This window comes from Pseudomonas gingeri (assembly GCF_013385635.1).
GTDB lineage: Bacteria > Pseudomonadota > Gammaproteobacteria > Pseudomonadales > Pseudomonadaceae > Aquipseudomonas > Aquipseudomonas gingeri_A.
Map to the genome: position 1 here is coordinate 48,524 of NZ_JACAPR010000019.1, position 13,489 is coordinate 62,012.

At 62.6% G+C, this 13,489-nt stretch carries 13 protein-coding genes; 8 read left to right on the forward strand and 5 right to left on the reverse strand.

The window, feature by feature from the left end; all coding sequences use genetic code 11:
* The first annotated feature begins 4 nt into the window (after window positions 1–4).
* Genes HX851_RS23960 through HX851_RS23975 form a run of 4 tightly spaced genes read left to right on the forward strand, consistent with a single transcriptional unit; the run spans window position 5 to window position 4,186 of the window.
* Complete coding sequence (locus HX851_RS23960; protein ID WP_177066049.1) at window positions 5–745, forward strand: thioesterase II family protein; 741 nt, start codon at window positions 5–7, stop codon at window positions 743–745.
* 43 nt (window positions 746–788) lie between these two features.
* Entirely contained in the window at window positions 789–1,112 is a 324-nt protein-coding gene (locus HX851_RS23965) for an isochorismate lyase (protein ID WP_177056932.1), read from the forward strand.
* The gene (locus HX851_RS23970) at window positions 1,109–2,527 is read left to right on the forward strand and encodes an isochorismate synthase (RefSeq protein WP_177056931.1); all 1,419 of its coding nucleotides are present in this window, start codon (window positions 1,109–1,111) and stop codon (window positions 2,525–2,527) included. The genes HX851_RS23965 and HX851_RS23970 overlap by 4 nt, the downstream gene beginning before the upstream one ends.
* 33 nt (window positions 2,528–2,560) lie before the next feature.
* A complete protein-coding gene (locus HX851_RS23975; RefSeq protein WP_177066050.1) occupies window positions 2,561–4,186 on the forward strand; it encodes a (2,3-dihydroxybenzoyl)adenylate synthase in 1,626 nt (541 codons plus the stop codon).
* Window positions 4,187–4,192: 6 nt separating this feature from the next.
* On the opposite strand, the gene HX851_RS23980 is transcribed toward HX851_RS23975, so the two are convergent.
* On the reverse strand, window positions 4,193–4,819 hold the full coding sequence (locus tag HX851_RS23980; RefSeq protein ID WP_177066051.1) for a TetR/AcrR family transcriptional regulator: 627 nt from the start codon (window positions 4,817–4,819) through the stop codon (window positions 4,193–4,195).
* Window positions 4,820–5,054: 235 nt separating this feature from the next.
* Between HX851_RS23980 and HX851_RS23985 the strand changes: the two genes are divergently transcribed.
* Entirely contained in the window at window positions 5,055–5,396 is a 342-nt protein-coding gene (locus HX851_RS23985) for a hypothetical protein (protein ID WP_177066052.1), read from the forward strand.
* Window positions 5,397–5,420: 24 nt separating this feature from the next.
* Here the strand turns inward: HX851_RS23985 and HX851_RS23990 are convergent, their stop codons facing one another.
* Together HX851_RS23990 and HX851_RS23995 are read right to left on the reverse strand one after the other, a co-directional pair.
* A complete protein-coding gene (locus HX851_RS23990; RefSeq protein ID WP_177066053.1) occupies window positions 5,421–6,047 on the reverse strand; it encodes a response regulator in 627 nt (208 codons plus the stop codon).
* A 31-nt stretch (window positions 6,048–6,078) separates the two neighbouring features.
* Window positions 6,079–7,443, reverse strand: coding sequence for a cache domain-containing protein (locus HX851_RS23995; RefSeq protein WP_177056926.1), 1,365 nt, complete (start codon window positions 7,441–7,443; stop codon window positions 6,079–6,081).
* Between the two features lie 154 nt (window positions 7,444–7,597).
* Between HX851_RS23995 and HX851_RS24000 the strand changes: the two genes are divergently transcribed.
* Window positions 7,598–9,658 (forward strand): carbon starvation CstA family protein, encoded by a 2,061-nt coding sequence (locus HX851_RS24000; RefSeq protein ID WP_177066054.1) that lies wholly within the window; start codon window positions 7,598–7,600, stop codon window positions 9,656–9,658.
* Between the two features lie 27 nt (window positions 9,659–9,685).
* A complete protein-coding gene (locus HX851_RS24005; protein WP_177056924.1) occupies window positions 9,686–9,886 on the forward strand; it encodes a YbdD/YjiX family protein in 201 nt (66 codons plus the stop codon).
* A gap of 114 nt (window positions 9,887–10,000) precedes the next feature.
* On the opposite strand, the gene HX851_RS24010 is transcribed toward HX851_RS24005, so the two are convergent.
* Together HX851_RS24010 and HX851_RS24015 are read right to left on the reverse strand one after the other, a co-directional pair.
* The gene (locus HX851_RS24010; protein WP_177066055.1) at window positions 10,001–10,927 is read right to left on the reverse strand and encodes a carbon-nitrogen hydrolase family protein; all 927 of its coding nucleotides are present in this window, start codon (window positions 10,925–10,927) and stop codon (window positions 10,001–10,003) included.
* A 9-nt stretch (window positions 10,928–10,936) separates the two neighbouring features.
* Window positions 10,937–12,196, reverse strand: coding sequence for an MFS transporter (locus tag HX851_RS24015; protein WP_256262832.1), 1,260 nt, complete (start codon window positions 12,194–12,196; stop codon window positions 10,937–10,939).
* Window positions 12,197–12,342: 146 nt separating this feature from the next.
* Between HX851_RS24015 and HX851_RS24020 the strand changes: the two genes are divergently transcribed.
* Complete coding sequence (locus HX851_RS24020; protein ID WP_177056921.1) at window positions 12,343–13,266, forward strand: LysR family transcriptional regulator; 924 nt, start codon at window positions 12,343–12,345, stop codon at window positions 13,264–13,266.
* The last annotated feature ends 223 nt before the right edge of the window (window positions 13,267–13,489 follow it).

Consider the following 13,489-nt stretch of genomic DNA (forward strand, 5'->3'; position numbering starts at 1 on the left):
TCTCATGAGTCTGATATTCGAAGCGCTGGGCGGCCAGTCGCTCAGCCCCGTGCATCTGTTGATTTTTCCCCACGCCGGCGGGCAGCCGGTGGCCTACCGGCCGTTGGCCGAGCAGTTGGGGCAATGTCTGCAGGTCTGCGCGATGCTCTATCCCGGCCGTGGCCGGCGGATGTTCGAGCCACTGCCGACGGCGATTGCCGACCTGGCGGAAGAGGCGTTGATGGCCGTGCCCCGCGACCAGTCGCTGGTACTGCTGGGGCACAGCATGGGCGGCTTTGTCGCCCATGCGCTGGCCAGGTTGCTCTGTGAGCAGGGCCGCCCGCCGGTGCGCCTGCTGCTGTCGTCGGTGCGCGCTCCGCATCAGGTCGCCCATCGGCCCCTGGCCGGTTGTTCGGACGAGGACTTCGTCTCGGCACTCCTGGAGCTGGGCGGGATTGCCCCGCAGTTGCTGCGTGATGCCGAGGCACGGGAGCTGTTCCTGCCGATCCTGCGCGCCGACTTCGCCCTGGCCGAAACCTACCACGCCCGTCCGGCCAAGCCGCTGACGTGCGCCGTCAGCCTGTTCCACGGGCAGGACGACGAGCATGTGCCGCTGGCCGACCTGCAGCGGTGGCGCGACTGGACGGCCATCGACGAACTTCGACAACAGCCCGGCGGGCACTTTCACCTGCTGCAGCAGCCTGGCGCGTTTGCCGCCAGCCTGGCGTCGTTTTTGCCCGGACTGGCCCGCCCGCTCAGCGCCTGAACCCCACTTCATGCAACGTTCATCTTCAACAGAGATCAACATCATGCCGACTGTTAAAGCACCTGAAGCCTGCCAGAACCTGAATGACATCCGCGGCGGTATCGACTCGCTCGACCGCCAGCTCCTGGAGATCCTCCAGCAACGACTGCTCTACGTGAAGGCGGCGGCGCGTTTCAAGCCGGATGAACAGAGTATCCCGGCCCCTGAGCGGGTGGCGACGATGCTTGCCGAGCGCCGCGAATGGGCGATGGAGGCGGGCATGGAAGTGGCCTTTATCGAAAAACTCTACGAGCAGGTGATTCACTGGAATATCCAGCAACAGATCCAGCATTGGCGCGTCACTTACCCTGAACGGGTGCAAGCATGAGCCCGCTCGTCGAGCGTGACGCGTTGCTCGCTTGCCTGGAACAGGCTCGGCAACGCGCGATTCATGGCGAGCAGCCAGTGCTGGCCTGCTTCAGTTGCCCGTGGCCGGTGTGTGATGGTTTGCTCGCGTTCGCCGCGGCCCAGGGCTTCGATCAGGCGGTGTTGTGGCAGTTTGCCGAGTCGGGTCCGGCGACAGTCGGTGTTGGTTGCGCCCTGGAACTGAAACTGCAATCGGGCCAGTCCCTGGTCGAGCTGCAAGAGACCTGGCAACGCTGGATCGCCACGGCGGTGATAGTCGGACCACAACGGCCACGGCTGTTCGGCGGGCGGACCTTCGACCGGGAAAACCCTTGTTCCCGACAATGGCGGGCCTTTGCCGAAGGGGCCTTTGTCTTGCCGCGCCTGAGTCGCCAGGGTGAGCACCTGATGCTCTGCAGCCAGGTCACTGCGCAGACCGATTGCCCGGCGCTGTGCCAGCAACTGCTGGAAGACCTCGGCCACTGGCGTGAATCCGAGGAGGGCGGCACGGTGACGCCGTTGCAGCCGGGACGTCGCCCGCGCATCGCTGAAAGCCTGCCCGCCGAACACTGGAAAACCCGCGTCGCCGAGGCGGTGGCGGCCATCGAGGCCGGTGAGCTGCGCAAGGTGGTACTGGCGCGTGAGGTGAGCGTAGAGGTCGATACACCGTTCAGCTTGCCGGCGATATTGCAGGCTCTGGCCCAGGGCAATCCAACCGCCTATCTGTTTGCGTTGCGCCGGGGTGGCAGTTGCTTCCTCGGCGCCACGCCGGAGCGCCTGGTTCTCCAGCAGGATGGACAGTTGCGCACCACGGCCCTGGCGGGAAGCATTCCCCGAGGCGTCTGCGCACAAAGCGACCGGGCCAACCACGATCGCCTGCTGGCCAGTGCCAAGGATCGCCATGAACATGCCCTGGTGGTGGAAACCCTGCGCAGCGACCTGGGCCGGTTCACCGCCAGCCTGGAGGTACCCGCCGTGCCGGCGGTGCACCGGTTGGCGCATATCCAGCACCTGATGACACCTATCCGCGGTCGCCTTCTGCCCGGCGTGCCGCTGCTGGCGGTGGTCGAGGCCCTGCACCCGACGCCGGCGGTAGGCGGGCTGGACCGCCAGGCGGCGATCCGCTGGATACGCCGGCACGAAAGTCTGCATCGTGGCTGGTACGCCGCACCGGTGGGCTGGCTCGACAGTGAGGGCGATGGCGAGTTTGCCGTGGCCCTGCGTTCGGCGCTGGTCTGTGGTGAACAAGCCTGGGCCTTTGCCGGCTGTGGCCTGGTGGCCGGTTCCGAACCCGAGCTGGAGTACCGCGAAACCTGCGTCAAACTGAAAACCATGCTCGACGCCCTGGCGCCGGGCCTGAGCGAGAATCTGATCGAGGCATCGCTGCTGCAAGCCTGACAGGACGTTAATCCAATGAAAGGGATTTCTAGCATGCACCACAATTTGAACGACCTGAGCGCGCAATGCGTTGCGCCTCCCGCTGGCCTGGCCAGTGAATACCGCCGCCTGCCGCACTGGCAGGAACTGAGCCTGGGCCAGATGCTGCAGATCCAGGCCGAACGCCACGGTTCGCGCCTGGCTCTTATCGATGGCGAACGACGCCTGAGCTACCGGCGACTGTACGAAGGTGTCGAGCGTCTGGCGACGGCGCTCTGGGGGCGGGGATTGCGGCCGGGGCAGGTGGCGATTGTCCAGCTGAACAACCAGGCGGCCTTTGTCGAGCTGGTATTTGCCCTGTTCCGCTTGGGCGTGGTCCCGGTGATGGCCCTGCCGGCCCACGGCGAGCGGGAAATCGGCCAGTTCGTCGGCCTGACCGACGCGGTGGCCTGGTTTCATCCGCAGTATGCCCTCGACAGCGACAACCTGGCGGTCGTCGAACGCATCCGGATCGGCTCGCCGTCCCTGCGGCTGGTGATGGCGGTGGCGCCGGAGGAGTCCTGGCACGATATCCAGGCCGGGCAGGGCGCTGCGAGCATTCCCCAGCCGAGCCCGGATGATATCGCCTGCTTCCAGTTGTCCGGCGGCACCACCGGTATTCCCAAGCTGATTCCACGGCGGCACAACGACTACCTGTACAACGCCCGGGCCAGTGCCCAGGTCAGCGGCCTGGATGTTGATTCGCGCCATCTCGCGGTATTGCCCATGGCCCACAACTTCCCCATGGCTTCCCCGGGGTTTATCGGCACCCTGAGTGTCGGCGGCTGCGTGGTCATTGCCCGGGATCCGAGTCCGCTCGACTGTTTCGACCTGATTGAAGAGCACGCCGTGACCCATGTCTCCCTGGTTCCGACTCTGGTGCTGCTGTGGCTCGAAGCGGCCCAGGCACTGGACCCGGCACTCGACTCCCTGCGGGTGCTGCAAGTCGGCGGGGCGTCCTTTGCCGAGGACGTTGCGCGGCGTGTCGAGCCGACTTTCGGTTGTCGCCTGCAGCAGGTCTTCGGCATGGCCGAGGGGCTGCTGAGCTTTACCGGTCTCGATGACACCCCGCACCGGATCTGTACCACCCAGGGGCGACCGTTGTCGCCGGCTGACGAAGTGCTGATCGTCGACGCCGAGGATCGATCGCTGCCCGCCGGTGAGAAGGGCCATCTACTGGTGCGCGGGCCCTATACGTTGCGAGGTTACTACGGTGCACCCGAGCATAACCGCCACGCGTTTCGGGCTGACGGTTTCTATCGCACCGGCGATCTGGCCCGTTATGACACCGAGGGATACCTGACCTTGTGCGGACGGGAAAAGGAGCAGATCAACCGCGGCGGGGAGAAGATCGCGGTGGACGAGGTCGAAGGACTGCTGCTCAGCCACCCGATGATCTATGACGCGGCGGTGGTGGGCCTGCCGGACGAGTTCCTCGGGGAAAAGAGCTGTGCGTTCGTCATCCTGCGCCAGCCGCTGGAACCCCGGGGCATCAGCGACTTCCTGCGCCAGCAGGGGTTGGCGAGTTTCAAGTGGCCGGACCAGTACTGCTTTATCGACGTGTTTCCGGCCACCGCGGTGGGCAAGATCAGCAAGCGCGGACTCAGGGAACGCCTGCGTGAACAGTACCTGACGGGCTGAAGCTGTTCAGGCGGGACGGATGATCAGGCTCAGGACATAGGTCAGGAAGGTCTGGTCATCCGGTACGCTGTGGCCGCCCACGGCAATGGCGTCCTGGGCTTCGATCTGGCTGTGCAGCCAGTACTGGATCAGCCCGCCGACGGTGATCATCGCCTGGCCGGGCGGGATGTCGCCGCGGATATGGCCGGCCTCGCGGGCCTTGGCGAAAATAGGCACGAACAGGCTGTTGAGTTGTTCGGAGCGCCTCTTGCGTTCCTGGTCCTGGGTGCCCATTACCCGCCAAAGCTGGAAGCGCAGGGCGCTGGGATGGGATTTCCAATAGGCCATGTAGGCGCCTACCAGCGTCGGGATGGTCTGCTCATCGACCACGCAATCTGTCAGCGACAGGTCCTTGAACCAGACCTGGAAGTCCGCGGTGACGCGCTCGCCAACCTGTTCCCAGAGGGTTTCCTTGTCCTTGAAGTGATGATGGATCAGCGGCGGGGAAACCTTCGCAGCCAGGGCCACCTGGCGAATCGATGCACCTTCGAAGCCTGAGACCGAAAAAATCTTCAGGGCCGCGTCAAGGATCAGATCGCGGGCATCGGGGCTCGAATAGTGGGGGCGCAGCTCGGATGTGGGCAGTTCGGACATATAGAATCTCCAGGCAAGCCTCCGAGTGTAGTCAGCACTGATCATTTGTTCAACTTGCTGAACACCATGAAAAATCCGCCGACCGCACGCTACGCACAGGTTGTTGGAGAAAGGGCGTCGGCACTATCGGTTCCAGTGATAGTCACCATTGAGCATCGCAAGTTCTGTTTTCCCCGGAAATCCGGACAATCGCCGTCATCGAAACGAAATATTGTCTTTTTTTCAGGATCCGCCCATGCGCTTTCTACTTCTTCCTGTCCTGGCCCTGGCCTCGTTGCTGCTCTCGGCATGCGCCTCGGCGCCCAACGATCCGACCCTGACCCTGCAGACCAGCAAGACGCCGGAGCAGTACACGGAGTGTGTCGTGCCGAAGCTGCAGAAAAACGCCTTCAATACGACGGTGTCGCAGACCCAGCGGCACTACAAGATCGTCGTCGTCAGCAAGTTCGCGGCCGACAACGTGCTTGAGGCCTACAAGGCCCCGAGTGGCGGCAAAGTGTTTATCTACGAACGCCAACTGCTGGCATCGACCTTCGAGCCTTCGAAGTTCGAACGCGCCGCACAGGATTGCCTGTAACGGCGAGGACCTCATGACGGGACATCAGATGATCCCGTGATCGATGGCGTACTTGACCAGTGCCGCGGGCTTGTCGATGTTGAGTTTGCGGCGGATGCTCAGGCGGTGGGTCTCCACCGTCCGCACGCTGATATCCAGCTGCCGGGCCATTTCCTTGTTATTCAGGCCCTGGGCCATTTTCTGCAGGACCTGGCTTTCCCGTGGCGTCAGTTCGTTGTCCGTGCCTTTGTCGGCAATCAGCCGCTGGGCGATTTGCGCGCTGTAGAAGGTCCCGCCACTGGTGATCGCCTCGATGGCGGCAATGATTTCCCGCGACGGCGAATTCTTCAGTACATAGCCACTGGCGCCCGCGCGAACCGACTCGCTGACGTACTCGTAATTGTCGTACATGCTCAGTATCAGCACCTTGAGCAGGGGGTAGCGGCTGCGCAGGATCCGCGTCAGTTCAAGCCCGTTCATGTCCCTCAGGCCGATGTCGAGCAGCAACAGGTCCGGCTGGCAGCGTCCGACCATCTCGATGGCGTCGGCGCCATTCTCGGCTTCGCCCACCACTTCCAGGGGCTCCATGACCGACAGCAGTGCCTTGATGCCATCGCGCACCAGTGAGTGATCGTCGACCAGGGCGACGCGGATCGGGCAGGGCAGGTTCATCGCAGCTATTCACTCTCGTTGTCATGGGGGCTCAGCGTTCCGTGCCCGGCATCTTCATCGGCAGCAGCACATCCAGCTCGCTGCGTCCGGGCACCGAGACCAGATCGAAGCGGCCGCCGAAATGTTCGACGCGTTCACGCATATTACGCAAGCCGATACCGGCCTGGCTGCGCTCGACCTGGGCGACGTTGAAACCGACGCCGTCATCGACCATGGTCAGGCGTATGGACTCCTCGGACCCGTGCAGGGTAATCGAAACGTTCCTCGCCTGGGCATGTCGTTCGATATTGGTCAGGCCTTCCTGCACGATGCGAAACAGCGAAACGGCCGCGCCATCGACCAGGTGGCAGTCGAATTCATTGTCGTTGTAGTTCACCCGCAGCCCGCTGCGCTGCTCGAATTCCGCCGCGAGCTGGCCGATGGCCGCCGACAGGCCGAGGGTGTCGAGCAACGACGAACGCAGGTCATGGGACAGGCTGCGCACCTCGCCAATGGCTTCACCCAGGCGCTCGGTGGCTTCTTTCAGGATACCCAGGCCCTTGGCGTGCTCCTGCCGGTCGAGCACATGGCTGGCCAGCTCGAACTTGAACTTGATCGACACCAGCAACTGACTGATGCCGTCGTGGAGTTCGCGGGAAACCCGCGAGCGCTCTTCCTCCTGCAAGCTGACGATGCGCTGGGTCAGGCGTTGCAGCTTCTTGTCGGCCAGGCGATGTTCGCTGACGTTCAGCGTCATGCCGCCGGCGAAGACAATCAGCACCGCCACCAGTGCCACCGCGGCGATCGCCAGCATGGTCGTGCGAATACCCTGGGCCACCTCGTCGCGGGCCTGCTGGGTCGCGCGCTCGACGTCCTCCAGGTAGATCCCGGTGCCGAGCATCCAGCCCCAGCGATCGAGCATCACCACATAGGCCAGCTTGTCGGTGACCTGGCCGGAGGAGGGCTTGTTCCAGGCGTAGCGCTGAAAGCCTTCTCCCGATTCCGCGCTCTTGAGCAACGCCTGGATCACCGGCAGGCCGTGGGGATCCTTCATGTCCCAGAGGTATTGGCCCACCAGTTCCGACTGTCGCGCGTGCATCAGGCTGCGGCCCTCGTGGTCGTAGACGAAGAAGTAGCCGTTGATGCCGAAGCTGAGCTTGCGCAGCTCTTCGAGCACCTGCTGCTGTGCCTGCGCGTCGCCCTTGCCGTTGTCGTACATCGGCGCGATCAGGCTTTGCGCCATCGCGACGTAGTTCTTCAACTCGGCGCGCTTGCTGGCCAGGATGCTGTCTTCGATCAGTTGCGCCTGCTGGTCGCCCAGTTGCCGGTTCAGGGAAATCACCAGCCCGCAGATAACGGCGATCGCCAACACCAGCGGCAAAATCCCGAGGGCGACGATTTTGTGTTTGAGCTGCATATAGGTTCCTAAGTAGTACTACGTAGAGCGTGCGTACGTAGTCCTGCGGATTTATTTGTGGACGGCACACGCGGATATTGGGCCAGCTCCGCACCGCGGACACAATTATAAAAAATTACCGCCGCAGTCACCGACTGTCGGCAGGAGACACGCAATGACCCGTCTGGCTAAACACCTCGCCTGGTTTGCCGTGGCTGTCCTGGGAGCGTTTGCGCTGAGTGTCGTGGCCCTGCGCCGCGGCGAAGCCATCAACGCCCTCTGGATCGTAGTCGCCGCAGTCGCTATCTACCTCGTCGCATACCGTTACTACAGCCTGTTCATCGCCAACAAGGTGATGCAACTCGATGTCCATCGGGCCACGCCCGCCGTGCTCAACAACGACGGCCTGGACTTTGTCCCGACCAACAAACACGTACTCTTCGGTCACCACTTCGCGGCCATCGCCGGCGCTGGCCCGCTGGTCGGCCCGGTGCTGGCGGCACAGATGGGCTACCTGCCCGGCACGCTCTGGCTGATTGCCGGCGTGGTGCTGGCCGGTGCGGTCCAGGACTTCATGGTGCTGTTCATGTCCACCCGACGCAACGGTCGCTCCCTGGGCGATATGGTCCGTGAGGAAATGGGCCGCATTCCCGGGACCATCGCGCTATTCGGCTGCTTCCTGATCATGATCATCATCCTCGCGGTGCTGGCGCTGATCGTGGTCAAGGCCCTGGCCGAGAGCCCTTGGGGCACCTTCACGGTGATGGCGACGATCCCGATCGCGATGTTCATGGGCGTCTACATGCGTTATATCCGCCCGGGCCGTATCGGTGAAATCTCCCTGGTCGGCGTGGCCTTGCTGCTCGGCTCGATCTGGGTCGGCGGGCTGATCGCGGCCGACCCGGCCTGGGCCAAGGTGTTTACCTTCACCGGTATCCAGATCACCTGGATGCTGATCGGCTACGGTTTCGTCGCCGCTGTCCTGCCCGTGTGGCTGATCCTCGCACCCCGGGACTATCTGTCGACCTTCCTCAAGATCGGCACCATCGTGGCCCTGGCGATCGGCATCCTGATCACCATGCCCGAGCTGAAAATGCCCGCGCTGACCCAGTTCACCGACGGCACCGGCCCGGTGTGGAAAGGCGGCCTGTTCCCGTTCCTGTTCATCACCATCGCCTGTGGCGCCGTCTCCGGTTTCCATGCGTTGATTGCCTCCGGCACCACGCCCAAGCTGCTGGCCAGTGAAGGCCATGCCCGTTATATCGGCTACGGCGGCATGCTGACCGAGTCCTTCGTGGCGATCATGGCGATCGTTGCCGCCTCGGTGATCGAGCCGGGCGTGTATTTCGCCATGAACAGCCCGGCCGCCCTGGTCGGCAGCGATGCGGTCTCGGTTGCCCAGACCGTCAGCAGTTGGGGCTTTGCCATTACCCCGGACGCGCTCCAGGCGGTGGCCAAGGACATCGGTGAAACCACCATCCTCGCCCGTGCCGGCGGCGCGCCGACCCTGGCGGTCGGTATCGCGCAGATCCTCCACCATGTCCTGCCGGGTGAAAACACCATGGCGTTCTGGTACCACTTCGCGATCCTGTTCGAAGCGCTGTTTATCCTGACGGCGGTGGATGCGGGCACCCGTGCCGGTCGGTTCATGCTGCAGGACCTGCTGGGTTCCTTCGTGCCGTCGCTCAAGCGCACCGAATCCTGGACCGCCAACCTGATCGCCACGGCCGGTTGCGTGGCCATGTGGGGTTACCTGTTGTACCAGGGTGTGATCGATCCATTGGGTGGCATCAACACCCTGTGGCCGCTGTTCGGCATCTCCAACCAGATGCTGGCCGGGATTGCCCTGATGCTGGCGACTGTCGTGCTGATCAAGATGAAGCGCCAGCGCTACGTCTGGGTCACCATGCTGCCGGCCATCTGGTTGCTGATCTGCACCACCACCGCGGGCTTTATCAAACTGTTCGATCCGAGCCCGGCCATCGGTTTCCTCGCCCTGGCGAAGAAATACAGTGTCGCGCTGGACGCCGGGCAAGTGATTGCCCCGGCCAAGGACATCACGCAGATGCAGCACGTGATCTACAACGCCTACACCAACGCCACGCTGACGGCGCTGTTCCTGCTGGTGGTGTTCAGCATCCTGTTCTTTGCCCTCAAGGTCGGCATTGCCGCCTGGGGCACCAAGGAACGTACGGATAAGGAAGCCCCGTTCCAGGCGCTGCCTGATGCGCTGTGACGGCGTGCTTGAAAGAGGAGTGCGGCCATGTTCAATGACCTGAGCCGTCTCGGCAAATACCTCGGCCAGGCTGCGCGACTGATGGTCGGCATGCCGGACTATGACACCTACGTCGAGCATATGCAGAACAAGCATCCGGACAAACCGCTGATGAGCTACGAGGCGTTTTTCCGCGAGCGCCAGGAGGCGCGATACGGAGGAGGGAAGGGGCAGACCCGTTGTTGCTGACACATGTCGGTGACAGTCACTCTGCCAATACCTGATAAGAAACCGGCTGATCAAGCCGGTTTTTATTGCCGGGAAAATGCCCGGGGCTACCGATCAAGGGCGGGCCTCGCGCCCCTAGTTGAAGTTCACGGGTTTCATCGCCCGGGTGTTCACGTTCACTTCAAAGACATCCGGGCGCGAATAGTGCCCGCAGGCGTCGAAATCCAGGTTGGACTTGTTGAGTGTCGACAGGTCGATGTCGGCATAGATTTCCGTTTCGCAATCATGCACGGGGCCGGCCAGTACCTCACCCATCGGGCTGACGATCATGCTGCCGCCATGCATGATGTAGTCGCCGGGATTGACGTCCAGGTCGAAAGCCTCCTGATAGCTTTGCGGGTACTCCTCCAGCTTGATGGCCTGGCACGCAGCCAGGACAAAAGTCCTGCCTTCGAGCGCGATGTGAGTCATCGAACTGGCCCAACTCTTGCGGTCATCGGCGGTCGGCGCGCAGTAAAGCTGCACACCTTGGGCGTACATGGCCTGGCGGAAGGCGGGCATGTAGTTTTCCCAGCAGATCACACTGCCGAGGGTGCCGATGTCGGTGGTGATCGCCTCGATGGTCGAGCCGTCGCCAAAGCCCCAGATGATTCTTTCCTGGCCCGTGGGCATCAGTTTACGGTGATAGCCGGCGATGCCTTTGCCGGGGACGAAGGTGACCGCGGTGCAATAGAGCGTCCGTCCATAGCGCTCGATGATGCCCATGACCACGATGATGTTCAATTCATCGGCGCAGTTCGACAGCACCGCCAGCTCTGGCCCGTCCAGCGCCACCGCACCCTCGAAATACTCGTTGTACAGATCCCTGCCGACGGAACTGCGGTTACCTACGACGCTGCCAAAGCTTTGTCCCTTGGGGTAACCACCGATAAACGCCTCGGGAAACACCGCCAGTTGCGCGCCCTGTCTGGCCACGCGATGCAATATGTCGCAAGCCTTCTCGATGCTGGCCACCGGGGCGAAAGGAATGGAAGAGGCCTGAATTACCGCTACACGAGTCATATGCGCTCCTTAGTACTGGGAAATATTGTTGTCTTTGGTTTCCGGAAGAATGACCAGCAACACCACGAAGCAGATGGCAGACACCACGGCCAGGTACAGTGCCGGGATACTGGTATCGCCGGTGGCCTTGATCAGCGCGGCGGCAATGAACGGCCCGGGGCCCGCCAACGTGGCCAGCGCGAGGTTATGGCCCAATGCGGCGCCGGTGGATCGAATCGATGCCGGGAATACCTCCACCAGAAGCACCACATCCATGACGGCGGTAATGGCGACCAGCACGCCGAAGATGAGCAGGGCGACGATAATCAGGGCGGTGTTGCCGCTGTTGAGCATCCAGAAAATCGGATAGGCCATGACGGTCAGCGCGGCTGCCGCGAACAGCAACAATGGGCGACGACCGATTGCGTCGCTCAAGCGTCCGATGAGCGGGTTGACGATGCAGTAGACCACCAGCGCAATGCTGCATAGCCACAGCGCTTTGCTCTTGGGCAAACCCACTGCGGTGACCAGGTGATTGTTTGCGTAGGTGATGAAGTAGTAGAGCGACACCCCGAACAGCGCCGAGAACGCGAAGGTGGTGATGAATGCCCGGCGTTTGGCGGCTGGCAGGGGCGCGGCCAGGGTCATGGACTCACGCTGTTTCACCAGCTCTTCGTAGACCGGGGTATCGCCGAGCTTGCGCCTGATGAAGATGGCCACGCCGGTCATGACGATAGAGGCGACAAAAGGAATCCGCCATCCCCACGCGGCCAACTGATCATCGCTCAGTCCCGAGGACAGCAAGGCGGCGGTGAAAGTACCGGACAGAAAGGCGAGCCCGGCGGTGCCGGTGATAACGCTGGCCGCGGTGGCCCTGCGATCGGGCGCGGCGCTCTCGACGATGTAGATCCCCGCGCTTGACCATTCGCCGCCAACCATCATCCCCTGGATGAAGCGCAGGGCGATCAGCAGGATAGGGGCGGCTATGCCGATGGCGTCATAGGGCAGCAGCAAGCCGATCAGCGTGGTGCAGACACCCATGCCGAAAACGGTCACGATCAGTACCGCCCGCCGACCGAGCCTGTCGCCCAGGGGCCCCAGGACCAGGGCGCCGAGGGGCCGCGAGAGAAAACCGACGGCAAACACGGCCAGCGACGACAGCAGTGACACACCGGCAACCGCGGACGGAAAGAACAGCGCGCCGATCACCACGGCGAAGTAACCGTAGATCGCGAAGTCGAACCACTCCATGAAATTGCCGATGCCCACCGCGACGGCTCTTTTGCGCATGTCGACATGCGCTGTCCGGGAAGGGGTAAATCCCCTTTTTAGTGAATCCTGTGCCACGCTCATAAGGCTGCCCCTCGGGTTGGTTTTGTGTTCTTGTGGCGGCATCCTAGAAATGGCTCGGTACCTGGGGCAAACGATTAGAAAATATGAGCAGGATTAACGTACGTAATATCTCGCGCACCGATCTGAATCTGCTGCTGACATTCCATTGTCTGATGACGGAGCGCAGCGCGACGCGGGCCTCGGCGGTGCTCCATGTGACGCAGGGCGCGGTCAGCTCGGCCTTGCGCCGACTTCGCGAGCAGTTCGGGGACGAATTGTTCGTAAGGACAAGCTCCGGCATGCAGCCGACCCGCAGGGCGTTGGAAATCGCACCGATGATTGCGGAGGCCCTGTCCACGGTGTCGGCGCTGCTGGGGGCGGACGCAGCGTTCTCGCCCCAGGAGTCGCACTACGTTTTCAACCTGGCCATGTCCGACGACCTGGAGGCGTTTCTGGCACCGAGGCTGGTGGAGGCGGTTTCCCGTGAGCGCCTGGGTATCCGCTTTGCGTTTCACCAGACCAACAGTTCGCTCTGGAAAAACGCCTTGCATGATCCGGCGATGGACCTGGTCATCTGCAGCGAGCCGAAGGATTTCAGCACGAACTATTCGTCGCAGGTGCTGTTCTCGTCATCCTATTCCTGCCTGTACCGGCCGGGAGCCGGAGAAGCGGAGCCGTTGAGCCTGGAGGACTACTTTGCCGCCGAGCATGTGCGGATCTGCTTCGATGGGCGGCGTGGTTTTATCGATGATCTTTTCGAGAAAGCGGGGCACACGCGCAAGGTGACCGCGTCCTTTACCCACTTCGCCGGGGCGCTCACCACCTTGCTGAGCAGCGACGTGGTGGCGACGATCCCGACATTCGCCGCCCGGACCTTCTGTCAGCACATGGCGTTGACCCTGTGCCCGGTGCCCTTGGCGGTGCCCTCGTTCAGATGCTTCATGGTCTGGGATATCGCCAAGCAGGAAAAGCCGCAGCACGAGTGGATTCGCCGCTTTATTTCCCAGATCACCCAGGGCTTGGAGTGACGGCGGCTGAACCGCCAGCAGGTAAATCGCCAGGTTGGATCCGAGCCCGTCGCAGACATCGGCGAGAAAGAAGTTCAGGCCGTCCAGGGAGAAATCATTACGTCGATTGGAGTGTGTGACCACGGGCGGCTGTCTTTATCGCTTGAGGTCACGGGAATGGGATCGACCTCGGTAGTGCTAGTGACTTGTCGCTCGCGGTTTTAGTTTCATGAAGGGCGAGGGG

Excerpts from the sequence above, each read along its gene's own strand:
- HX851_RS23960 (WP_177066049.1), top strand. The coding sequence starts at position 5 with ATGAGTCTGATATTCGAAGCGCTGGGCGGCCAGTCGCTCAGCCCCGTG.
- HX851_RS23965 (WP_177056932.1), top strand. The coding sequence starts at position 789 with ATGCCGACTGTTAAAGCACCTGAAGCCTGCCAGAACCTGAATGACATC.
- HX851_RS23970 (WP_177056931.1), top strand. The coding sequence starts at position 1,109 with ATGAGCCCGCTCGTCGAGCGTGACGCGTTGCTCGCTTGCCTGGAACAG.
- HX851_RS23975 (WP_177066050.1), top strand. The coding sequence starts at position 2,561 with ATGCACCACAATTTGAACGACCTGAGCGCGCAATGCGTTGCGCCTCCC.
- HX851_RS23980 (WP_177066051.1), bottom strand. The coding sequence starts at position 4,819 with ATGTCCGAACTGCCCACATCCGAGCTGCGCCCCCACTATTCGAGCCCC.
- HX851_RS23985 (WP_177066052.1), top strand. The coding sequence starts at position 5,055 with ATGCGCTTTCTACTTCTTCCTGTCCTGGCCCTGGCCTCGTTGCTGCTC.
- HX851_RS23990 (WP_177066053.1), bottom strand. The coding sequence starts at position 6,047 with ATGAACCTGCCCTGCCCGATCCGCGTCGCCCTGGTCGACGATCACTCA.
- HX851_RS23995 (WP_177056926.1), bottom strand. The coding sequence starts at position 7,443 with ATGCAGCTCAAACACAAAATCGTCGCCCTCGGGATTTTGCCGCTGGTG.
- HX851_RS24000 (WP_177066054.1), top strand. The coding sequence starts at position 7,598 with ATGACCCGTCTGGCTAAACACCTCGCCTGGTTTGCCGTGGCTGTCCTG.
- HX851_RS24005 (WP_177056924.1), top strand. The coding sequence starts at position 9,686 with ATGTTCAATGACCTGAGCCGTCTCGGCAAATACCTCGGCCAGGCTGCG.
- HX851_RS24010 (WP_177066055.1), bottom strand. The coding sequence starts at position 10,927 with ATGACTCGTGTAGCGGTAATTCAGGCCTCTTCCATTCCTTTCGCCCCG.
- HX851_RS24015 (WP_256262832.1), bottom strand. The coding sequence starts at position 12,196 with ATGCGCAAAAGAGCCGTCGCGGTGGGCATCGGCAATTTCATGGAGTGG.
- HX851_RS24020 (WP_177056921.1), top strand. The coding sequence starts at position 12,343 with ATGAGCAGGATTAACGTACGTAATATCTCGCGCACCGATCTGAATCTG.